The organism is Methylomonas koyamae, from assembly GCF_006483455.1.
GTDB classification, from domain to species: domain Bacteria; phylum Pseudomonadota; class Gammaproteobacteria; order Methylococcales; family Methylomonadaceae; genus Methylomonas; species Methylomonas koyamae_B.
Genome location: NZ_PPPU01000052.1, coordinates 44,405 through 66,787, shown reverse-complemented (window position 1 = coordinate 66,787; position 22,383 = coordinate 44,405). Strand labels below are relative to the sequence as shown.

General features: G+C 55.3%; 22 protein-coding genes. 11 read left to right on the top strand and 11 right to left on the bottom strand.

Annotated features, from left to right (window positions below):
- Nucleotides 1–49 precede the first annotated feature (49 nt).
- Nucleotides 50–1,186 carry an efflux RND transporter periplasmic adaptor subunit gene (locus C2U68_RS19345; protein WP_140914109.1) on the top strand — a complete coding sequence of 379 codons (1,137 nt, stop codon included), beginning with the start codon at nt 50–52 and terminating at the stop codon, nt 1,184–1,186.
- A complete protein-coding gene (locus C2U68_RS19340; protein ID WP_140914108.1) occupies nt 1,183–1,845 on the top strand; it encodes an ABC transporter ATP-binding protein in 663 nt (220 codons plus the stop codon). The genes C2U68_RS19345 and C2U68_RS19340 overlap by 4 nt, the downstream gene beginning before the upstream one ends.
- A 7-nt stretch (nt 1,846–1,852) precedes the next feature.
- On the opposite strand, the gene C2U68_RS19335 is transcribed toward C2U68_RS19340, so the two are convergent.
- The 3 genes from C2U68_RS19335 to C2U68_RS19325 form a co-directional block, all read right to left on the bottom strand.
- A complete protein-coding gene (locus C2U68_RS19335; protein ID WP_260839410.1) occupies nt 1,853–2,740 on the bottom strand; it encodes a DMT family transporter in 888 nt (295 codons plus the stop codon).
- Between the two features lie 30 nt (nt 2,741–2,770).
- Complete coding sequence (locus C2U68_RS21670; protein WP_260839409.1) at nt 2,771–3,382, bottom strand: helix-turn-helix transcriptional regulator; 612 nt, start codon at nt 3,380–3,382, stop codon at nt 2,771–2,773.
- 487 nt (nt 3,383–3,869) lie between these two features.
- The gene (locus C2U68_RS19325) at nt 3,870–4,058 is read right to left on the bottom strand and encodes a hypothetical protein (protein ID WP_140914106.1); all 189 of its coding nucleotides are present in this window, start codon (nt 4,056–4,058) and stop codon (nt 3,870–3,872) included.
- A gap of 53 nt (nt 4,059–4,111) precedes the next feature.
- Here C2U68_RS19325 and C2U68_RS19320 point away from each other — a divergent pair, with 53 nt between their 5' ends.
- The 5 genes from C2U68_RS19320 to C2U68_RS19300 all read left to right on the top strand — a co-directional run bounded on the left by C2U68_RS19320 (nt 4,112) and on the right by C2U68_RS19300 (nt 8,194).
- Entirely contained in the window at nt 4,112–5,317 is a 1,206-nt protein-coding gene (locus tag C2U68_RS19320) for an ABC transporter permease (protein WP_140914105.1), read from the top strand.
- Between the two features lie 3 nt (nt 5,318–5,320).
- Nucleotides 5,321–6,520, top strand: a complete 1,200-nt coding sequence (locus C2U68_RS19315; protein ID WP_140914104.1) for an ABC transporter permease — start codon at nt 5,321–5,323, stop codon at nt 6,518–6,520.
- A gap of 247 nt (nt 6,521–6,767) precedes the next feature.
- Nucleotides 6,768–7,601, top strand: coding sequence for a VPLPA-CTERM sorting domain-containing protein (locus C2U68_RS19310; RefSeq protein ID WP_140914103.1), 834 nt, complete (start codon nt 6,768–6,770; stop codon nt 7,599–7,601).
- A 111-nt stretch (nt 7,602–7,712) separates the two neighbouring features.
- Complete coding sequence (locus tag C2U68_RS19305) at nt 7,713–7,994, top strand: late competence development ComFB family protein (protein WP_140914102.1); 282 nt, start codon at nt 7,713–7,715, stop codon at nt 7,992–7,994.
- Nucleotides 7,991–8,194: a hypothetical protein gene (locus tag C2U68_RS19300; RefSeq protein ID WP_140914101.1), complete on the top strand. Its 204-nt coding sequence runs from the start codon at nt 7,991–7,993 to the stop codon at nt 8,192–8,194. Before C2U68_RS19305 ends, C2U68_RS19300 begins: the two co-directional genes overlap by 4 nt.
- 46 nt (nt 8,195–8,240) lie before the next feature.
- Here C2U68_RS19300 and C2U68_RS19295 read toward each other — a convergent pair whose 3' ends face one another.
- The 4 genes from C2U68_RS19295 to speE all read right to left on the bottom strand — a co-directional run bounded on the left by C2U68_RS19295 (nt 8,241) and on the right by speE (nt 11,586).
- Nucleotides 8,241–8,936: an OmpA family protein gene (locus C2U68_RS19295; protein ID WP_140914100.1), complete on the bottom strand. Its 696-nt coding sequence runs from the start codon at nt 8,934–8,936 to the stop codon at nt 8,241–8,243.
- 33 nt (nt 8,937–8,969) lie between these two features.
- Nucleotides 8,970–9,377 (bottom strand): exosortase system-associated protein, TIGR04073 family, encoded by a 408-nt coding sequence (locus C2U68_RS19290; RefSeq protein WP_140914099.1) that lies wholly within the window; start codon nt 9,375–9,377, stop codon nt 8,970–8,972.
- A gap of 216 nt (nt 9,378–9,593) precedes the next feature.
- On the bottom strand, nt 9,594–10,562 hold the full coding sequence (locus C2U68_RS19285; protein WP_260839408.1) for a GGDEF domain-containing protein: 969 nt from the start codon (nt 10,560–10,562) through the stop codon (nt 9,594–9,596).
- Nucleotides 10,563–10,740: 178 nt separating this feature from the next.
- Nucleotides 10,741–11,586 (bottom strand): polyamine aminopropyltransferase, encoded by an 846-nt coding sequence (gene speE / locus C2U68_RS19280; RefSeq protein ID WP_140914098.1) that lies wholly within the window; start codon nt 11,584–11,586, stop codon nt 10,741–10,743.
- Between the two features lie 81 nt (nt 11,587–11,667).
- Here speE and speA point away from each other — a divergent pair, with 81 nt between their 5' ends.
- The 4 genes from speA (at nt 11,668) to C2U68_RS19255 (ending at nt 16,877) form a co-directional block, all read left to right on the top strand.
- Complete coding sequence (gene speA, locus C2U68_RS19275; protein ID WP_140914097.1) at nt 11,668–13,491, top strand: biosynthetic arginine decarboxylase; 1,824 nt, start codon at nt 11,668–11,670, stop codon at nt 13,489–13,491.
- Between the two features lie 33 nt (nt 13,492–13,524).
- Nucleotides 13,525–14,379, top strand: a complete 855-nt coding sequence (locus tag C2U68_RS19270) for an NAD(P)-dependent oxidoreductase (RefSeq protein ID WP_140914096.1) — start codon at nt 13,525–13,527, stop codon at nt 14,377–14,379.
- Between the two features lie 28 nt (nt 14,380–14,407).
- A complete protein-coding gene (locus C2U68_RS19265; RefSeq protein ID WP_140914095.1) occupies nt 14,408–15,727 on the top strand; it encodes a UDP-glucose dehydrogenase family protein in 1,320 nt (439 codons plus the stop codon).
- Between the two features lie 613 nt (nt 15,728–16,340).
- Nucleotides 16,341–16,877 (top strand): REP-associated tyrosine transposase, encoded by a 537-nt coding sequence (locus tag C2U68_RS19255; protein WP_140914135.1) that lies wholly within the window; start codon nt 16,341–16,343, stop codon nt 16,875–16,877.
- Nucleotides 16,878–16,996: 119 nt separating this feature from the next.
- Here C2U68_RS19255 and C2U68_RS19250 read toward each other — a convergent pair whose 3' ends face one another.
- The 4 genes from C2U68_RS19250 to C2U68_RS19235 form a co-directional block, all read right to left on the bottom strand.
- Nucleotides 16,997–18,178: a hypothetical protein gene (locus tag C2U68_RS19250; RefSeq protein ID WP_140914094.1), complete on the bottom strand. Its 1,182-nt coding sequence runs from the start codon at nt 18,176–18,178 to the stop codon at nt 16,997–16,999.
- Between the two features lie 116 nt (nt 18,179–18,294).
- Nucleotides 18,295–19,689, bottom strand: coding sequence for an amino acid permease (locus C2U68_RS19245; protein ID WP_140914093.1), 1,395 nt, complete (start codon nt 19,687–19,689; stop codon nt 18,295–18,297).
- 12 nt (nt 19,690–19,701) lie between these two features.
- On the bottom strand, nt 19,702–20,460 hold the full coding sequence (locus tag C2U68_RS19240) for a pentapeptide repeat-containing protein (protein WP_140914092.1): 759 nt from the start codon (nt 20,458–20,460) through the stop codon (nt 19,702–19,704).
- Complete coding sequence (locus C2U68_RS19235) at nt 20,457–22,184, bottom strand: hypothetical protein (RefSeq protein ID WP_140914091.1); 1,728 nt, start codon at nt 22,182–22,184, stop codon at nt 20,457–20,459. The genes C2U68_RS19240 and C2U68_RS19235 overlap by 4 nt, the downstream gene beginning before the upstream one ends.
- Nucleotides 22,185–22,383 lie beyond the last annotated feature (199 nt).

Here is a 22,383-nt window from a genome sequence, read left to right as displayed (position 1 = left end):
GCCGCGACAAGGTAGGCTAGCTGCCAAAGCCGATTGGATCACGCCGAGTATGACTAAAAGAAACCTGATAATTCTCGCCGCCCTGTTGTCGGCCGGTATCGCGTTTATTTACGCCCGCCGCCCGCCGCTACTGGAAGTCGAGACCTATAGGCTGGCGGAGGGCGAAGTCAGGGCTAGCGTCTCCAATACCCGGGTCGGCACCGTCAAAGCCTGTCGCCGCGCCTATTTGGCGCCTGCCACCGGTGGTCAAGTCGCCGCATTGCATGTCAAGGAGGGTGCCAAGGTTGGCCAGGGCCAGGTTTTGCTGGAAGTCTGGAATCAGGATTTGAAAGCCCAGGTCGCATTGCAAAAGGCGCAAATCGCGGCCAGCCGGGCCAGTGCCGAACAGACTTGTCAGTTAGCCGGAGGTGCCGAGCGCGAGGCGGCGCGGATGACTAAGTTGCGACAGCGCAATAACGTCGTGTCGGAAGAGCAGGTCGATAAGTCGCAGACCGGCGGCAAATCGCAGCGCGCGGCATGCGGGGCTGCGTTGCGGAATATCGAAGTCGCCGAAGCCCAGTTGGGCGTTGCCGAAGCCGCGGTGCAACGTACCTTGGTCAAGGCGCCTTTCGACGGCACGGTTGCGGAAGTCAATGCCGAATTGGGCGAATTCGTGACACCTTCGCCGCCCGGCATTCCGACGCTGCCGGCGATCGATTTGCTCGATGTCAGTTGCCTGACCGTATCGGCGCCGATCGACGAAGTCGACGTGGCCCGGATCAAAACCGGTATGCCGGCTTGCGTTTCGCTCGATGCGTTTCCGGATAAACGTTGCTCCGGCATCGTCACGCGAGTTGCACCGTACGTGTTGGAAAAAGAAAAGCAGGCGCGGACCGTGGAAGTGGAAGTGACCTTGCGCGACCCGAAAGACTTGGCCGAATTGTTGCCCGGCTACAGTGCCGATATCGAAGTGTTGCTGGCCGGTAAGGACAAGGCACTCCGGTTGCCGGCCGAAGCCATTCTGGAAGGCAATCGCGTGTTGCTGGTCGGTGCCGACAACGTTTTGCGCGAACAACGCTTCGAACCCGGCCTGGCTAACTGGAATTACACTGAGGTGCTGAGCGGACTGCGGGCTGGCGACCGGGTGGTATTGTCGGTGGGCAAGGAAGGCGTAGCGGCAGGCGTGACGGTGCGGGCCAAACCATGATCCGGCTCAGCGGCATCGAACGCCGGTTCCAGGTCGGCGAGCAGACCGTGCATGCGCTGAATGGTATCGATCTGGCTGTTAAGGCTGGCGAGTACATTTCGGTGATGGGGCCCTCCGGTTCCGGTAAATCGACGCTGCTGAACATCATCGCCTTGCTGGACCAACCCTCTGCCGGCCAATATTGGCTGAACGGCCGCGACGTCACCTGCCAGACCGACAACGAGTTGGCCCACACTCGGCGGGATAATATCGGTTTCGTATTCCAGTTCTTTCATTTGATTCCGCGCCTGACTGCGGCCGAGAACATCGAAATGCCGCTGATTCTGGCCGGAATAGACCCCAAGCGCCGCCGCGAGCAGGTGCAGCAGGCGCTCGCCGAGGTTAACCTGAGCGATCGAGCCGAGCATCGTCCCAATCAGTTGTCCGGCGGTCAATTGCAGCGTATTGCGATCGCCCGGGCCATGATCATGCGGCCGCCGATTTTGTTGGCGGACGAGCCGACCGGCAATCTGGATAGCAAGGCCGGCCAGGACATCATCAATTTGTTGGAAGAGTTGAATCGGCAGGGAGTGACGCTGATGGTGATTACCCACGACCAGCAAATCGGCGGGCGTGCCGGGCGCCGGCTGAAAATTGTCGACGGCCGCTTGGCCGATTAGCCCGGAATCAACGCAGAAAAGGCAGCAATACGCCGAATACGGCGATTAGCGCTGCGCCGAGCAAAGCGCTTTGGGCCGGAATTTGGCCGAACAGGGTCACGGCCCAGGCCAGACTCAAAACCGGTGCCAAATAACCGACCGAACTGACCAGGGCGGCGGGCGCCCGCTGATAGGCGCGGGTCATGAAATGTTGGGCGCCGCTACCGAATACGCCGACCAATCCCAGTAAGCCCCAAGACGGGTAGTCCCGCGGCAGCTCGGCGTCGAACGTCGCAAAATAGACTGCGTGCAGCGGCAGTGCGACCAGGCAAAAATAGAAAATCACCGTCTGCGGCGCGTTGCTGCGACCGGCCCTGGCCACCATCAGAAACGCCAGGGCAGAGAGGAGGCCGGATAACAAGGCCATGGATTGGCCGAGTAGATTGTGGCTGTCGTGCATATCGAACAGCAAAGACACTCCGGTAAATGCGCCGATAATCGCCAGCCAGACTCGTAAGGAGTTGTGCTGGCCGAGCACCAGCGGCCCGAGCAATGCGACAAACACACCGCTACTGGCGGTTAAAAATGCGCTTTCGCCGGGGCCGATGCGCACGATTGCGGCGAACGACAACATTAATGCCGCAGCGCCGAATAAGCCGCGTAACCACAGCGAGGGCCGACCGTCGCCGAGTAGCGTCCTGGTTTGGCCCCGGATTAAAGCCGGAAACAGCAGGATCAGCAAATTGGCCAGAATCCGGAAAAAGCTGATCACGCCGGCCGGCAGCGTGGCATCGAAGACGCGGATGGCATAAACGCTGGCGTTCATCAGAGAAAACAACAGGCAAGCCAATACCATGTCCAGCAAGCCCCCGCGAATTCCGGACTTGCTGTTCGGCGACGGTAAGGGATTCTTCACGCCGTCGCGTCCGGCTTAAACGGGACGGGCTCAACCGGATGCGGCGGTCTGGCGTTTGGCAATATGGCGGGGCGAGATTCCAAAATATTTGCTGAAGGCGGCACTGAAGTTACTGGCGTGATTATATCCGACCAACTCCGCGGCCACATCGATTTGGCAGGTGCCGGCTTCCAAGATGCGGTAGGCGTTATACATCCTAGTGTTCAGAACTATTCCGTAAGGTGTGTTCTCGAAATAATGGTGGAATAGTTTCTTTAATTTAAATGGATTGGTGCCGACGCGTTTGGCTAGTTGCGCGACCGAAGGCGGCGCGCGAAATTCCTGAATTAAAATTGTGCGGGCCGCATAAGCCATAGCCCGGTCTTTTTCGGTAAAGCCCGACCGATGATGAATGCTGTTTTGCCAGAGAGGATTTAATTCGGAGGCTAATATCGACATCGCTTGACCGTGCATGAACATGCGTTTTAACGGGGCCGAAACGTTGCAGGAAACTAATTGTTCGACGGCGATTAGCGCCGTGCTGGAAATAGGTTTCTGGCTTAATAAATTAATGCCGCCGTTTTTAAATAAAGCTGCTGAAGCGTTTTCTCCGAGATATTGGTCCAGCCAGGTTTTGGTCAGAGAAAAACGCAATTGCCACATTTCGCATTCGGCTTGGTATTGGCGCTCCCCGTCACTGGCATTAAAAGCGGTAATCGAGGTATAGCCTTCGTTGAAAACGATTGCGGTGCCGCCGCGCTCGACGAAACGCGAGCAGCCCCGCATGCCTAGCGTTACTACCAGACGCGGCTCCTGCCGCTCGATCCGGGTCGAGACGGCCAAGTCCCGGTTTGGCCGGTAGCGGGTTTCGATAAAGCTCAAATCCGTGTCGAGTGGGAACACTGCCGAATGGCCACTACCGAGTGCGTCAGGTAAAGATTGCCGTAATTGGTCCGACAACTGTTGCGCCGGTAAATCGTGTTGATCGATTTTATATTGTCCGGTAGTTTTTATGGCAGCTTCCAGCATAATATCGGCCCTTATTAAACTGTGTTATTTGGCGTGGTTTTCGGTAATTTTATTGCGAATTGTGACAGCAAATTTTTATACCATAAAAAATTACTCGGCTTGCCGGTTTATCTGCCGCCGATCAAATTATTTTTGCAGGGAGATTTAATAATTTCCCGTAGGGTTTTTTCGAAAAGATGTTGAAGGTTGTAACCAAAGGTTGGCGGCGATTGCGGATCAGACCAATCCGCCATTCCGGCCCCAGCGGGCGTCTTTGCCAGGCCAAGTCGTCAGCCGTTCTCCGCGGCAATCTGCCGGCGTTTTGCGACATGCGGCAAATCCGGCTTGAGGTACACTGTCGCCAACACCGTATCGGCAAAAGTCATGCTGCAGCGAGATTTACTGATTCAGGCTGTCAAAGCCATCCGCACCCAACCGATGCGCGCCGTACTGATTATTCTGGCGATGAGTATCGGCGTAGCGTCGGTCAACGTACTGACCGCGTTGGGCGACAGCGCCCGGCGTTATGTGGTGCATGAGTTCGAATCGTTGGGTACGCATCTGGTCATCGTATTGCCCGGACGCAACGAGACCACCGGCGGCCACCCGCCGCTGTTCGGCGAAACGCCGCGCGATTTGACGCTGGACGACGCCGCGGCCTTGTTCCGCAGCCGGCAAGTTGCCGCGATCGCGCCGGTCAGCATCGGTGCGGCGCCGGTGTCGGTGGCGGGATTGGAACGGGAAACCAATATCATGGGTTCGACCCATTCTTTGTTGCGGGTAAGGCACTTGACGATGGCCCAAGGCGTATTTTTGCCGGAGGCCGAAGCGGATAAGGAAATGCCGGTTTGCGTGATCGGCAAAAAAATCGCCGACGAGTTATTTGCCCGGCGTAAAGCCGTGGGGGAATGGCTGCGCATCAACGACCGTCGCTTCCGGGTCGTCGGCGTGTTGGCTAAGGAAGGCCAGTCGATCGGTACCGGATTCGACGAATTGGTGATTGTGCCGGTGGCATCGGCGCAGGCCTTATTCGATAGTCATTCGCTGTTTCGGATATTGATCGAAGCGCACACCGAAGCGGCAATGCATAAAGCGGTCGACGAGGTGCGGGCGATCATCAGATTACGCCACGAAGGAGAAGATGACGTGACCATCATCACCCAGGACAGCGTGGTCAATACCTTCGACAAAATCCTGACGGCATTGACCTTGACCGTGGCCGGGATTGCCGCAGTCAGCTTGGCGGTGGCCGGGGTGTTGGTCATGAACGTGATGCTGGTCAGCGTCAGTCAGCGCACCGCCGAAATCGGCTTGCTGAAGGCCTTGGGTGCGACCCGCGGCCAATTGTTGCGCTGGTTCCTGTGCGAGGCCGCATTACTGTCGTTGGCTGGGGCGTTGTGCGGCGTTTTGCTGGGAAGGGTCGGCCTCGCGGCACTGCAATGGTGGTTTCCGAACTTTCCGGTGGCCTTGCCGGCGTGGGCCATGTTGGCGGCACTGGCGGTAGCGCTGGTAACGGGGCTGGTGTTCGGCGTGATGCCGGCCCGCAAGGCGGCGGCCCTCGAACCGGTTGCGGCATTGAGTAGGCGCTGAGCGATGGCCTGGCAGGATTTGTTCAAACTCGCGCTCGGCAGCATCAGCAGCCACAGGCAGCGCTCGTTGCTGACGGCGTTGGGGCTGATCATCGGTATTGCCGCGGTGGTGATCTTGACCTCGATCGGCCGCGGCGTCCACGGCTTCGTCTTAGGCGAGTTCACCCAGTTCGGCACCCATTTATTGGCGGTTTATCCCGGCAAGACCACCACCTTCGGTTTATCCGGCGCCACCATCAGTACGGTGAGACCCCTGACGGCGGCCGATGCCGAAAGTTTGGGCGCGGTCGAATCCGTGTTGGCGGCGATGCCGCTGGTACAGGGTAATGCCAGGGTCGAGGCCGGCGATAAACAACGGCGCAGCAATGTGTTCGGCGTCGGTGCGGCATTGCCGCAGGTGTGGCGAATTGGCGTCGATATCGGCCGTTTTTTACCCGATGAAGGTGCCGACAACGCCAGACCGTTCGCCGTTCTCGGCAGCAAGGTGCGGCAGGAGTTGTTCGGCGGCGCCAGCCCGTTGGGGCAGCGCATCCGTATCGGCAGCGATCGGTTTCGGGTGATTGGCGTGATGCGCAGCAAGGGCCAGATGCTAGGCTTCGATCTGGACGATACGGTGTTCATTCCGAGCGCCAGAGCGATGGAGATGTTCGATCGCCAGGGGTTGATGGAAATCGACGTGCTGTATCGCGCGGACGCCAGCGTCGAGCGAGTCGAGCAGGCCGTCAGGCAGCGGATGTTGGCTCGGCACGGCGCGGAGGATTTTACGATCGTGACCCAGAACCAAATGCTGGAGAAAATGGATTCCGTGTTGAGTGTGCTGACTCTGGCGGTGGCGGCCTTGGGTGGAATCTCGTTGTTGGTCGGCTCGGTCGGGATATTGACGATCATGACCATTGCCGTTTCGGAGCGAGTATCGGAGATCGGCTTATTGCGGGCGATAGGTGCCGAACGCGCTGCAGTGTTCCGTTTGTTCCTTTCGGAAGCGGTGCTGCTGAGTCTGGCCGGCGGTGCGGGCGGCGTGGCGTTGGGCATAGGTGCGGTCAAACTCGTGGCCTTACTGGTGCCGGCTTTGCCGTTGCAACTGGCCTGGAACTACATCGCGCTGGCGTTTGCAGTGTCGTTGGCGATCGGCGCCGCAGCCGGAGTGGCACCGGCGATAAAAGCGGCGCGATTGAATCCGTTGGATGCCTTGCGCGCCGAATGAGGCCAAGGCCGCTAAATTCTGTTGTTACAGTTGATCCCGAAATTCCCGCACTCTGCCATCGAATTATGGCGGCTTAGCGCGCAGGCTAGTATTTCTCAGTTGACTTCGTGATAATTGCGCGCGGTCTGAGTGGCCCGGTTTTTTTAAAGCCTTTTCATCTCAGGTCGCCGTTATGGCAACTGAGTCTACGAGAAAATCGTGGCTCGCTTGCTTTCAAAATACTTACATGGAACAGGATTAGTCATTTATGAGAACCATAACAAAAACTTCTTTGGCAATTTTCGGCGGTTTGGCAATGGCGATGAATGCCGGTGCGGCCTGGAGTTCGCCGACCCACGCTACCGCATTGATCGACTGGAGTTCGCTTACGATCAAGGCCGTGGGTTTGGGCGACGTCGCGCCGACTTACACGCTGAGCGGACTGGGGGGTAATTCCAATTCCAACACCAGCGATTGGCTGCGTTGGAGCAGCGATACCTCCACTTCGGGTAATGTGTTCGGTGCCGGTGTAGGCGGCAGTAGCCAAGGTAGCGGCTCGGCTTCGGCGCAACGCAGCGCCAATTTCACGATATCCGGCAGCGGTTTTCTGATGCTGTCGGCGAATTATTCGCTCAGCGCCCAGATCAACGGCAACAATTGCTACGATTACTACTGTTACGGTACGAACGCGGCCAGTGCCAGCGTCAGTTTCGATCTGACCAACGTGTCCGGCTCGCAAAACCACCAGTCCCATGCCGCGCAGTCGTTAAACTTGGGCAATTCTTGGCAACCGGGTTTGACTTCCGACAGCAAGCAGGGTGTGTTATCGGTCGGGGTGATCGTCAATAACGGCGATGTGTTGAATTTCTCCGCCGCGGTTGCCGCCTCGGCTTCGGATACCATCAGCGGGCAGACCGAATTGCCGGGGGCTGGTAGTGTGTTATTGAACAGTGGTTCCGGCTCGGTAACAACTACTTTGGTCACGTTCCCCGTGAATTTTCAATTGACTGCGGTACCTTTGCCGGCAAGCGTCTGGTTGATGGGATCCGCTCTGGCCGGGCTGCTGGGGCTTGGTCGGAAACGGCAGGCCTTGCTAGCGTAACCTGGCGGCGCCGGCCGCAGCCGCGTCGACGGTTGCGGCCCGGCCGGCTTCGTGGCGGCGGATTCTCGGCTATGCTTATCCCGCTACCGATCATCCGACCACGAGGCCATTATGCTGAACATCAATAATTACTATGAGCGGTTGGTCATCGACCGCTTGTGGAAACTCGCCGAGCAATCTGACGAGCCTTTCCGGCAGGCGTTTCAAGAGGATGTCGCTTGTCTGGCACTGAATAAATTGCCGCCGTGTTATGTGCGCAATACCATCGATAAAGGCATTAATGTCAGCGAAGAGCACTATTTGCAGATGGTCGCCGCAGTGGAAACCGCTGTCGAGCAAGCGATGCAACAGGTGTTGAGCCGGCCGCGCCTCGATCGGGAATCGGCCGAATGAAGTCCAGGTTGTCGGTGTTGTATTTTGGCGCTTGTCTGGCGGCTTGCAGTGGTCCGCAGTCGGAATCGACCTCGGACACTATATCGGCCAATGGCAGGTCGCAACAAAACGCCGCCGAAGCTTTGCAGCAGGCCAAACAGGCGGAAAGGCAGGTGTTCGACAGTGCCGAGCGACAGAAAAAACAGGCTGATGAGTTTTGACGAGATTCAGCCCCGCCGTGCCACACGGCGGGGCCGGGTTGGCGGGTTATTTCAGTTTAGGGCAGTCGATATAATCAGGATGCGCCGAAATAACCACGGCGACGCGGTGCTTTTGGTCCGCCGTGTTATCGGGGCCGCCCGCTTCGCCGATCGCTTTGACGATCAATTGCGTGGCTCTGGCGCCATTGCTAATCAACATTTCGCTAACGGTTTTGGCCCTTCTTTCCGATAACGCTTGGTTAGCGGCCGGTTTACCCACGGTGTCGGTAGATGCGGTGACAGTCGCTGTGGCATCGGGGTGGTCGTGTAAAAAGTGGCCGATATGGCTGATGGTGTCTTCCTTGGTTTTGAACGGCACGTGGCTACCGGTTTTGAAATAGGCCACGGTTTCATGAATGGTTTCCACGTGATGATGGTTATGTGAATGCACCTCTGTCAGCCACGCACACATTTCTTTTTCGGACTCCAACCGATGCTGGGCTGCGGCATGAGCGGCTTCCAACGCGGCTTGTTTCTCGTCGATATTCCAGTAGTAGCCCTTTTCCCAGTGTTCCAGAATCTCGTTGGCGGTTTCCAGGTTTTCTTCCGCCAATTCCTCGTGCAATATGGATTGGCCGTAGTGACCGGCCATGGCCGCATCGATTTCAGCTTTCAGGGCGGAAGTGTCTTGCTTGGGCGTGCTGCAAGCGCTCAGCGTTAAGGCGATGGCCGCGGCAGGCAGATATATGTATTGTTTTTTCATGGTTGTATTCTCCTTAAACTCGTAGCGCTTAGCTTATTCGCCGTCGTCCAGCGGACCGTAATGGGTCCAGTAGCCGGGCAAATGCAGACCGAAGTAGCGGGTATCCTCGCTAAACCGCTCCCAAGGGTAAGCCGGGGAAATAAACTCGTCGCTAGGGATAGGGGCGCTGATAAATTCCACCGCGCCGATCAAGGTACGGTCAACCGTATGGGCTACGCCGCGCAGCAAACCCCAACTCATCCCCAGCAGGATGTTTTGTTCGCTGCTGATGTTGACGATATTTTTGGGTAATTCGAGGATACCGCCGGCCATATTAAAAAAGCCCTGGCTGACTTTGCTGGTGAAACCGGACAAGTAGCTTTGATGGCCGTCGGCATTGACCGCCGGCGCCAGCAACATGCCGGTCAGGAGGCAGGTGATGACAAATTTGTTTTTTTTCATTGTAGTATCTCCCATGGTGTTGCAATGATGATTCCGGTTAGCATCTATAAGCATAGCAGTAGAATGCCGAACACATTGGCGTTCAGACACTAACCCATGCCGGGCACAATTGCAAACCTCAAGAGCGGCGGTTTGGCCGGGTTGCGGCGGCTGATCGAAGCCGTTTTTTGAAGGAGTGAGCGGTGCCGGCTCGGGCAGGGGCGGACTGGTTGCGGGTCACGGGCCGATTTCCACCCGGTTACGGCCGTTTTTTTTGGCGAGATACAAGGCGTCGTCGGCGGTGCGGATGATGTCGTCCAGCGCCATAGTGCCATCGATCCGGCGGGTACACAGGCCAATAGACAGCGTCGATGGGATCGTGAAATTCTGGTAGCGGAAGCAGTGTTGCAGCACGGTTACTCGAATGCGTTCCGCCAGAGCAACCGCGGCTTCGGCGGAAATTTCCCGCAGCAGCATAATGAATTCCTCGCCGCCGTAACGTGCTAGCAGATCTTCGCGGCGCATTTCCGCTTGCAGGATCTTCGCCAGATCGCGTAGAACCTGATCCCCGGCCAGATGGCCGTAGTTGTCGTTGGTCAGTTTGAAGTGGTCGGCGTCGCACATCATCACCGTCAACCGGCTCCGGTTGCGTTTGCAGTACGAAAACTCCTGCTGGGCCCGGGAAATAAAAGCGTTTCGGTTCAAGACCTGGGTCATCGAATCGATGTTGGCCGCTTCGTAAAGCGCCTGTTCCGACAGCGCTTCGTTCGGTAACTTGTAATCGATTTTCAGGTAAGTGTCGCCGATGCGGATTCGATCCAGTAGTTGCACGAGATGGCGGGTAATGCGTCGGTTGTTGACGAAGGTGCCGTTGGTGGAGTTAAGGTCTTCCAGATGCACCTGTCTGCCGTCTAGCGAAAGCAGGCAATGGCGGCGCGATATTTTCGGGTCGGCGATCGCGATATCTGCGCTAAGCTCGCGGCCCAGAACGTGCCGGGTGGCCATCAGCGGGAATTGTTTGCCTTGGTCTCTGCCGGACAGCACCACCAAGTAAGGCTGCAAATCCGCGCCGTCGCGGCCGGTTTGGGTGGGCTTGCCGGTCAGCGTATTCGAAAATGCGTTTAGTGTGGGATCGGGAGGGGCGGTCATTGCCTGATTCGGCGGGGTGGCGCCGCGGCCGGTAACGTCGATTGGCGAAAATTCCATGCTTGGCCCAATCGGTTGCAGCGGGTAGCGGAGGCCGGCCAAAAACGGTTTTGCATGGTCAATATTCGTGATCTGCTGATACGGCGCCCAGTGTCGCAGATAGGCCGATTGCTCGCAAGCCGCGAGCTTTTAAATCGGCTGTTGCCGCAGGGCTGTTCCGCGGCAACAAGGCAAGGCCTTATGCAAAAGCCTTTTTGAAAAACTCCGGCATCGCCAGACTGGCTTTGTGGATATCGCTGTTGTAGTACACAGTGTCGAAACTTTTATTGATTGCATCCTGTTCTCGGAACGCGGCGAAGGCGTTCTTGCCTGCCATGGTTGCGCTCCACCAGCCGGATGGATAGATGCATTGCGGGAAGAACACGGTCTGGTAATGGTTAAAACCGCCGGCCCGCATCTCGTCGCGCATTTCCCGCAGGATGTGCATGTGCAGCAAAGCCGATTCGCTTTGTTGGACGACGATGCCGTTTTCGGTCAAGGCTCTGAAGCAGTCCTTGTAAAAGTCGGCGCAGAACAAGCCCGCCGCCGGTCCTACCGGATCGGTGCTGTCGACGATGATGATGTCCACGCTGTTAGGCGCTGCATCCTTCACCCATTTGATGCCGTCGATGAATTTCAGCTCGGCCCGTGGATCGTGGTTGGACTCGCACAATTCCGGGAAATAAATTTCGGACAAGCGGGTGACGCGTTCGTCGATGTCGATCTGCACGGCTTTTTCGACGTCTGGATGTTTCAGCACTTCGCGGAGCGTACCGCAGTCGCCGCCGCCGATGATCAGTACGTTTTTGGGGGCAGGGTGGGTAAACAATACCGGGTGGCTCATCATCTCATGGTAGAAGAAATTGTCCCGGGTCGAAACCATGGTGCAACCGTCAATCACCATCAAATTGCCGAATTGTTCGGTCTCGTAGATTTCCAGAAACTGAAACTCCGACTGCTCTTCGTGCAATTTGCGTTTGATTTTTAATGAAAAGGCGGAGCCTGACGGCTCTTGCGCTTCGCTGAACCAGGTGGCGTCGAGCATGAGTTGTCCTCAAAAAGTCATAAAAGTCGCGGCATTATACTTTAGAATCCCTGCATCTATATGACAGTACGGGGAACCTGAGTGCCGGCACAAGCATGGTCGATTGAACAGGCAAAACAGCTTTACGCGATTCAACAATGGGGCGACGGTTATTTTTCGATTAACCAACACGGCCATGTCTGCGTCAAACCGAGCAGCGACAATCCGTTGGCAATCGATTTGTTCGAAGTGGCCGAGGCCTTGCGCGGTAAAGGCTTGAATCTGCCGGTACTGGTACGCTTCACCGATATTCTGCCCGACCGCATTCGCCGGCTGCAGCAGGCTTTCGATCAGGCCAGAACTGCTCATGGCTACGCTGGACATTACACGCCGGTATACCCGATCAAGGTCAACCAACAGGGCAACGTGGTGGAGGCCATCCTGTCTGCCGACAATATCGGTCTGGAAGCCGGTAGTAAGCCGGAGTTGCTGGCGATTTTGGGTTTAGCCAAAACCAACGGTACCATCGTCTGCAACGGTTACAAGGACAGGCTTTACATCCGGATGGCGCTAATGGGCCAGCTGATGGGTTTGTCGGTGTTCATCGTCATCGAAAAGCCGTCCGAGCTGGAATTGATCCTGGAAGAAGCGGCCAAACTGCAGGTCAAACCGTTGATAGGTCTGCGGGTGCGGCTGTCGACCATCAGTGCCGGCAAATGGCAAAACAGCGGCGGCGAAAAGTCCAAATTCGGTTTGCATGCCAGTGAAGTGCTGCAGTTGGTTGAGTACTTGCGCCAGGCGCAGATGCTGGATTGCCTGCAACTGATGCATTTTCATATGGGCTCGCAGATCGCCAACATTCACGACATTAAATTGGCCTTGAAGGAAGCTGGCCAGTTTTATCTGCAATTGCGTCGGCTCGGTGCCGAAATCAGTACAGTGGACGCCGGCGGCGGCTTGGGCGTGGATTACGACGGCAGCGGCTCGCGGCGGGAATGTTCGATCAACTACAGCATGTCCGAATACGCCGACAATATCGTCCGCGCCTTTGCCGAGGTCAGCCGGCAGCACGATTTGCCGCAGCCCAACATCATTACCGAGTCGGGCCGGGCCATTACCGCCCACCATGCCGTGCTGATCACCAACGTCACCGAAGTCGAGCGTTTGCAGGGAGCCGGCTTGGTTGCCAAGCATTTCGATAACGTCAGCGAGGCTTATCATAATGCTCAATTCGATATGGCCGAAGCCCGCGCCCGTTTCGTGCAAGGGGATATCGATTTAGCCGATTTGGCTGCGGCCGAGCGGCGCTACGTCGGATTATGTCAGCAGATTCAGGAGCAATTGAATCTGGATAACCACCATCATCGGGAAATTTTGCAGGAGCTCGACGAAAAACTGGCGGACAAGGTGTTTTGCAATTTCTCGCTGTTTCAGTCGATGCCGGATATCTGGGGCATCGATCAGATCTTCCCGATCATGCCGATTCACCGCTTACACGAGCAACCAATCCGGCGTGCGGTATTGCAGGATTTGACCTGCGATTCCGACGGCAGGATCGACCAGTATGTCGATCGGCAAAATATCAGCAACACCTTGGCGCTGCACGCAATCGGCGATGACGAAGATTACTTGATCGGTTTTTTCATGGTCGGCGCCTATCAGGAAATCCTGGGCGACATGCACAATCTGTTCGGCGATACCCACTCGGTCAACGTCGAACTGGCGGCCGGCGGCTACCGCTTCAGCGATTTTATGGAAGGCGAAGATGTCAGCGAGTTGCTGGATTACGTGCACATCGATGCCGAGGCGCTGAAAGCCGCTTATCGGCGTAAACTGGACGGCGCAGCGTTGACGGCAGAACAGAAAGCCGGCTTCGAACAGGAGTTGTCGGCCGGATTGAATGCTTATACCTACTTGGAAAAATAGCTTCCTTAGAGTGACACAGGACGGGCGCAGACGATGAAAACGGGATTTATCGGTTTGGGGGCAATGGGGCTGGGCATGACCCGCAATTTGGCCAAGGCCGGTCATTTGGCTGCGGTGTATAACCGAACTGTGGAGAAAGCTGCGGCCTTGGCGGCGGAAACGGGTGCGGAGGCTTGCGGTAGCATAGAACAGCTCGCTGGCAATGCCGAGGTCATAATGATTTGCGTGTCGGCCGACCAAGACGTACTCGACGTGGTGGATGCCGTTTGCATCGGCGTCAAGCCGGGGACTGTGGTCGTCGATATGTCTACGGTCAGTGGCGAGACTGCGAGAATAGCGGCGGCAAAGCTTGCCGAAAAACAAGCGGAATTTCTGGACGCGCCGGTATCCGGTGGCGTAGAAGGTGCCAGAAACGGCACTTTGGCAATGATGGTCGGCGGCGACGCGGGAGTACTGGAGCGGGTGCGGCCGGTATTGACCGCGATGACCGCACGGATCGAACACATGGGCGGCGTTGGTGCCGGCCAGGCTTGCAAGGCGGTTAACCAAATCATGTGCGCCGGCATCAATCAGGCCGTGACCGAAGCTTTGGCGTTCGCCGCCGCGCAGCAATTGCCGCTAGACAAGGTTGTAGATGTGATAGCGGGCGGGGCCGCCGGCAATTGGTTTTTGCAACATCGCGGCAAGACCATGACCAACAACCAGTACGCACCGGGTTTCAAGTTGGCGCTGCATCACAAGGATTTGCTCATCGCCGAACGGATGGCGGCGCAGGTTGGACTGACATGTCCATTAACGGCAGCAACGCTGGCGGATTATGCCAAACTAATGGCACAAGGGTACGGCGACGAGGATATCTCGGCGTTGTACCGGTTAAAACAGCAATGATCTTTCAATTAGCTTACAAGGTGTAACAATGAAAATTACGGTATTTGGCAGTGGATACGTCGGTTTGGTCACGGGAGCCTGCTTGGCCGAAGTGGGTAATCAAGTGCTGTGCATGGACGTCGATCAACGGAAAATCGACCAGCTGAAACAGGGTGTTATCCCGATCTACGAGCCCGGTTTGGACGAGATGGTCAAGGATAATGTCGCCGCCGGCCGGCTAAGCTTTACCACCGACGTCAAAGAAGCCGTCGATTTCGGTTTGTTCCAATTCATCGCCGTCGGTACTCCGCCGGACGAGGATGGGTCGGCCGATTTGAAATATGTGTTGGCGGTAGCGAAAAGCATTGCCGAACACATGAACGATTACAAAATCGTCGTCGACAAATCCACTGTGCCGGTCGGTACCGCCGATAAAGTGAAGCAGACCGTGGCCGACGCGCTGGCCCAGCGCGGCCAGAGCTTGGAATTCGATGTCGTGTCCAATCCGGAGTTTTTGAAGGAAGGCTCGGCGCTGGACGACTTCATGAAGCCCGACCGCATCATCATCGGCACCGACAACCCACGTACCGCCGAGCTGCTAAAAGCGCTATACGCGCCGTTCAACCGTAGCCGCGAGCGGGTGATCACGATGGACATCCGCTCTGCGGAGCTGACCAAGTACGCCGCCAACGCGATGCTGGCGACCAAAATCAGTTTCATGAACGAACTGGCCAATCTGGCCGAGCGGCTGGGTGCCGACATCGAACAGGTGCGCCACGGCATCGGTTCCGACAGCCGGATCGGTTATAGCTTTATCTATCCGGGTTGCGGCTACGGCGGTTCCTGCTTTCCGAAAGACGTCAAAGCCCTGGAGCGCACCGCCCGCGACAACGGCTATCACGCCGAGTTACTGAGTGCGGTCGAAAACGTCAACGACCGGCAGAAACACCGCTTGTTTGAAAAAATCAGCGCGCATTACCCGGATGGCGTCAAAGGCAAAACCTTTGCCTTGTGGGGCCTGGCCTTCAAACCCAATACCGACGACATGCGCGAAGCACCTAGCCGGGTACTGCTGGAGGCATTGATCGATGCCGGCGCCGTGGTCCGGGCCTACGATCCGGAAGCACTGCAAGAAGCGCAGCGGATCTATGGCGACAAGGCTGGTTTGGTTTATTGCGCGAAACAGAATGAAACCTTAAACGATGCCGACGCGCTGGTCATCGTTACCGAATGGAAACAATTTCGCAGCCCGGATTTTGATGACTTGGGGCATTTGTTAAAGGACAAGGTGATATTCGACGGGCGGAATATGTATGAGCCGAGGTTGGTTAAGCAGTTTGGGTTGCAGTATTACGCGATTGGGCGTTGATTAGTTTTTTCTTGGATTCCGTTCGCCCTGAGCTTGTCGAAGGGCTATCGAAGTTGAGGTGTGTCGCTGGCGCGACGGCTTGATTTAATGTCGGTTCTCGCACTGACGGGCGAGATACTTTTCTTTGCTTGTCCAAAGAAAAGTATCCAAAAGAAAAGACACCCGGATTCCGCTTATTCCCTGCGCGCCGAAGCTTTTGAACGGGGTTGCCGAAAGGGGCTCCTGCCCCTTCGTCAACGTGCGGCATCCATGCCGCACCCCTTCGGGCTATTCCGTTCAAAAGCTTCGGTGCTCGGCGCGGCATACGGGAGAAACCCCGTCGTGGGATTGGTGGAGTAGCTCCGAATAGCGAAGCGTATTCGGAGGAATGAGGGATTTTGATCTATTACCGATAGCGCTATATGTCGAAATATTTAAATCCAACATGCGTCCGATTACGCTAAGCTAATCGGACCTGTCACGTTATTGCTTGCTGATCGTCAACCTCTACACTTGGGGATTAAGTCTTCTCGCCTCCTACTCGTTTTTGTCCTCGTTCCCACGCGCCGCGTGGGAATGCAGACAATCCGCGCCAGCGGTAACAATGACCAAGCTATTAAACGAGGTCAAATTCATGGGCCGCAGCCGTTACCGCATTCTCCAATCAGACCATCCCCATTTCATAACCTGCACCGTACTGAACTGGATACCATTATTCACGCGTCCGACTACGGTGCAAATCGTGCTGGACGCTTTGCTCTACCGCCAACAAATGCACAATTGGCGAATCTACGGCTATGTCATTCTGGAAAATCATCTGCACTTGCTGGTACAAGCTGACGATTTACCCAATCAAATAGCCCACTTCAAGTCTTATACCGCGCGGCAGTTGATCGATTATTTGCAAGCTATGAATGCCGAGCGCTTATTGAAGCAATTGAGCTGGTTTCGCAAGGCGCATAAAACTGATCGGGGTTATCAATTGTGGGAAGAAGGTAGTCACCCGCAGCTGATCGACCGCCCCGATGTTTTGCGGCAGAAATTGGATTACATCCACCTGAATCCGGTTAAACGTGGTTATGTCGATTTGCCGGAGCATTGGCTGTATTCGAGTGCCCGGAATTATGCGGTGCAAGAAAGAGTGTTGCCGATCTATCGGGATTGGTTTTAGCTGATGACCGCAGCGCGGTTTGTTTGCGTTCCCACGTGGCGCGTGGGAACGAGATAATAAAACCCAGCGTTAACGATTTCTCGCTGGATTTCGCATTGCTCTACCCAGCCTATTTACTATTATGCTTCGGGGCTGCGAGGCTTGCCAGCGTAAGGTCCCCACAGGCCGTCTGTGCGCCATACTTCGGCAAACTTGCTTTCTCGTCCGTCATCGCGACTAGTTGGATAGTACTCACCACCGATGTATTGATCTACGCTGGTTACCGAAGCCGAGTAGTCGGAATATGGCCCGGTCAGCGGATTGAAAGGGACATAGATATGTGGCTCCCTAACATACTCATCCCCAAGTTCGTCAATTTCCAGAATGGCTTCAAAAGGGATGAGCGCTTCCAACTCAAACCACGCTTGGTTCGTTTTGGGAATTTCGTTCCAGAATGAGTAGATCTCCTGTCGCAACTGCCAGTTGTCAGGGTTACCTCGCCAAGGGTCGTGGTGCGGACGAGCGTCATCAAGCACAAAGGCAGCATCCCAGGCAGTGCTGTCATCGTTGATGTACGCGAAGTGCCGCCTGACCGTGAACAAGAGCCCGGAGTGGCAGAGCCCTTTGTAGCTTGCCATGATCCATGGCGGTTTCCGCTCAAAGTCCGGTATCAGAGCGCTGTAAGGATACTCGAGTGCATCTGGCGCGCGGAGCAGGACGTGTTGGTAACTGCGAGTCTCTAGCACTCGATGAGCTTTGCGCTTAATGGCAAGCCGGGCACGCAACTCAGTTTTCTGACTCCTGCGGCGAATCGCTAGCGAGACTCCGAAGTATGCAAAGAGCAGGGAATCGTTTCTGGGTTGGAACAGGAGGTCTTCGAGTTCTGCTTTGCCCCAGAGATGCCACTCCTCGATGCCAAGTTCTTCACACCGTGTTCGGAAGGTGTCGCGTGAGCGCTTGGAGAAGTCGCATGCTGCAGTGAACACGATCCCATGCAGTCTTTCGCCGGAGGCTAGCTTTGTGTCGTTCAGGTAGCCCTTCAGTTTGGCAGGAGAAATCGTCCGCTCCCTCTTGCATTGAATCAGCCATAGGCGATCGGTGCTGCCCGTGACCACCATCTGTTCGTCTGTTTCATTAGGCTCATCGTCCTGCGTAATCTCGAAGCCCCGGGCGTCAAAACCATCGTCGGAGCCAGCGCGGCCGGTTGCTTCTAGGCGGCGCCAACGCTTGAAGTCATACACTAACTGTCGCACTAGATCTTCGAAGCGCTTCGGCTCGAGGTCTTCAAAGTGTAATGGCCCCAAAGTACGAGTAACTGGCAATGCGTGCTCCTAAAGTCTGGCTGTTCCGTGTCGGCAAGCTTGAGAGATGGAATCCAAGGCCTAACAAGTAACTCAGGGCGAACGGAATAGTTGTAAGCCATTCAGCCCAAATAAAGTTAGTAAGACCGCAGCTGACTATGCTTCACCCCATACCCAAAATAAATCAAAAACCCTAGCAGCAGCCAAATCAATAACCTGATCCAGGTATCCATCGGCAAGCCGGCCATCAAGCTCAAGCACACTAAAATCCCGCCAATTGGCACATAGGGCACGGCCGGGCATTTGAAATGGCGTTCCATTTCCGGGTGGCTGTTACGCAAGATCCAGACACCGCCGCAGACCAGGACGAAGGCGAACAAGGTGCCGATGCTGACCAGTTCGCCAAGTTTCTCGATCGGCATGAAGCCGGCCAGCAAGGATACGGCGACGCCGACCAGGATGGTTGATAAATGCGGGGTTTGAAACTTCGGGTGGACTTGGGCGAACAACGGCGGCAGCAGTTGGTCTTTAGCCATGGAGAAGAAAATCCGGCTTTGACCCATCAGCAATACCAGCATCACCGAGGTCAGGCCGGCGATGGCGGCGATTTTGATGATCGGCGACAGCCAGCCCATGCCGACGTGGTCGACCGCCAGTGCGATCGGTGCCGGTACATTCAATTCGGTATAGGAAATGATACCGGTCAATACGCCGGCGACCAGAATGTACAACAAGGTGCAGACCGCCAGCGAGCCGATGATGCCGATCGGTACGTCGCGTTGCGGGTTGATGGCTTCCTGTGCGGCGGTGGATACCGCATCGAAACCAATGTAAGCGAAAAAAATCACGCCAGCTCCGGTCAATACGCCGCCGAAGCCGAACGGTGTGAAATTCGACCAATTCGCGGTATCGACGTGGCCGGCGCCGGCCACGATGAAGATCACGATCACCGCCGATTTGATCAATACCATGACGAAATTGAAGATTGCGGATTGGCGGATGCCGAGCACCAATAACCCGGTCAGCAGCAGGATGATTGCGGCGGCGGGCAGGTTAACGAAGCCGGCTTCGGGATTGGCCAGATAAGCCGTGGTGAGATAGGTGGGTAGATGCACGCCTAAAGCGTCGAAGAAGCTGGTCAAGTAGCCGGCCCAGCCGATCGCTACGGTGCTGCTGGCCAGCGCGTATTCCAGGATCAAGTCCCAGCCGATAATCCAGGCCATCAGTTCGCCCATCGTGGCGTAGGCGTAGCTGTACGCGCTGCCGGACACCGGGATCATCGCCGCCAATTCGCTGTAACACATCGCTGCCAGACCGCAGGCGATACCGGCCAAAATAAACGAGACGACGATGGCCGGGCCGGCATATTTGGCGGCGGCGATGCCGGTCAGCACGAAGATCCCGGCTCCGATGACGGCGCCGATGCCGAGGATGGTCAAGTCTTTGGCGGTCAGGGTTTGTTTCAGGCCGTGCTCGACATCGGTCAATGCGTCGACCGATTTGCGTTGCAGCAGTTGCTTGGGAATTTGCATGAGCGGTCTCGGTTATTTAGTTTGGGCGGATGTGACGGAGTCGGGCAGATTCTTGGCGCCGTCGAAGCGGGTGCCTTGCAAATTCGCGCCGGTAAAAATTGCATCGTGCAATTTCGCTTCCGAGAAGTTGGCGTTGCTGAGGTCGGCTCCGCTCATATCGGCACCGTCCATTTCGGCGGAATACAAGTCGGCGTTCTGCAAATTGGCTTTCACCAATTTGGCGTGTTTCAGCATGGCTCGGCCGAGTTGAGCGTTGCGTAAATTGGCTCCGCTTAGGTTGGCACCCTTCAAACTGGCGCGCATCAGACCCATCGATTGGTTTTTCATGTCGGCAGCCCACTGTACGTTGCTGAGATTGGCATTGCTCAGGTTGGCGCCGTCCATGATCGCCACCACCCGGCTGCCGCTCATGTCGGCCTTGCTGAGGTCGGCGTGCATCAAGCTGACCCCGAAAATGCTGGTATTGGCCAGATTGGCGCCGCTTAGCTGGATGCGGGTCATCACCGTCAGGTCCAGCGTCAGGCCTTGCAGATTAGATTTGTTCAAATTCGAGCGTCTAAGATCGGCTCCCCACAAGTCGGCGTTGCGAAAATCCAGGTTGGACAAGTCCAGATCGGTCAGATCCTTCCGCCGTAAGTCGGCTGGGTGTTGCTTGTCGGCCTTTGCGAGCAGTTGCTCGACTTGGGCTCGATTGAGTTCGGCGGCTAGGGTTGGTATCGGGCCCATTGCAATTGGGATTGCAAAAAGCACCGCTTTGATTGGGAAGTTCATAAAGTCTCCTGACCATTTGCAAGGGAGTTAGGCTGCTTGGGTTTGGAAAATACGATGATATTGGCGTGCTGCTCCGCAATCGAAAAACCGTGCGGAACAAGTATTTCCGCCATTTTCTGCTGCCAATCGATACTAACAGGCGCTCTGGCGATATCGTTGCTAGGTAGCGCTATAAAATAAAATGGTCTAACCGTTGTAACCGAGTTAGACATTTCTATAACATCCATTAAGCTCTTATCCAAATTTCTGGCGTTAAAGTCCAGGGTTCTGACCGGACGGCCGGTCACTCGGCGCAAAGCACCGCCCACATTCGATATTAATAAGGCATCTCCCGGAAGAGCGGATACGGTGTTCTGGATAATTGGATCGCGGCTAATTTTAAAGATAATTTCGTTCGATAGTATTTTATATTTTCCGGTAACTGGCTGCGCCGCGGCAACAATGTCTGTAGACTGGTTGAGGCTGTTCAGAATGTCTTCGGTTTTTTCGATGTCGGATTTAATAAAATATAAGTGGCCGGCAATAATGATGGTGCCAATAGCGACACCGACGGCTTTGTAATATGGGCCTTGATTTTTGATGCGAAAAGCAACTAAAAACAGGGGGAAAAATATCCAGCTAAAAGGATATACGTGGCGGATCAGATCTCCCGGATCCAGGCCGTGGTAAGTATGGGCAATGACTAGCATTCCGCTCGAAGATGTGAGCAATAGCAGCGCGAATAAAATAAAGAACTTTTCGGTTAAATTGTAGCTATGCCGGTGTTTCCAACAAAAGTAAGCGAATAGAGTTGCCAGCGGAAGCCCGATTGAAATTAAGCGCAAAAAATCCCACGACAACATCGATATGTCCCGCGAGCCACTCAGGTCAAGTAGGATGGCTTCAATTAAAACGCGTAACGAAATCAGCGGCGTTGAAAAGTAACCTTGATTGACTTTGTAGGGTAGTGCTTCGCCAAATAGACTAATATTCCTCCAGAGTAAGGCTATTACGATAGGGGTTAAGCCCAATAGAAAAAATCCGAAAATTTTGGCAATCTTTTTCGGGCTTTCCTGTCTTAATGCTCCTAGTACTAGTAGTGCCGAAAAAAAAGATAAAAAATATGCCAAGCCAACGTTTCTGATGGCATAGGCAATGCCGGCGATAAATCCGGACAAAACAAATAATTTTAAATTTTTATGCTTATCTTCATATTGTAGGCTTCTAGTTGTTACGCCCAGGGAAATCAAGATCAGCAAGCTATAAACCGGCTCAGTAAATGGGCCTGGGCTGAATAAATAAAAGCTGGGGGCGCTTGCGATTATTGCTGCGGATAGAATCGAAAACGTCAGACCGATTAGTGGCCGTAGGAGAAAGGCAAGGGCGGAGGGCGTTAATATCCAGCAAATTCGAGAAATCCACAGGTCGGCGGCGGTGGGTGGCAGACCGAATTGTGTAACCAGATAAATTAGTATTCCGTAGCCTGGCGGTTGATATATGGTTGGTTCGTAATCCACGGTATAGTTGTTCGCCGCCCAAGGCGTTCTGGTTAAGCCGTGGCCCTTGATGAAATTTTGAGCTTCTTCGTAGTAGCTGTCGTTACTCGGGTAGAATCTTATCGAATCGATAAATGCTGTCAGATTCAATACGATAATTGTGCTTAATAGCAGCAACGGCAGGTATATGTAGAAAAAGTCCCGTAGATTGGGGCGAATATGCAAACTAGCCGTCAGACCGTTTTTCATGGTTTTTCCTGTGACTCTCAAGGTAATCGTATTGTATATCAATAATTTTAGGCTGGTAAGGCGGCGCCAGGAGTTGCTGCCGGAAACTGGCGATGTTAGTGAAATTGCCTATACTTGACCATTGATCGGTGCGTTGTTTCGGCTCTGGCGGGAATACGAAACGGCAGTTTTTATTTTATAAGGGTCGAAAATACATTTG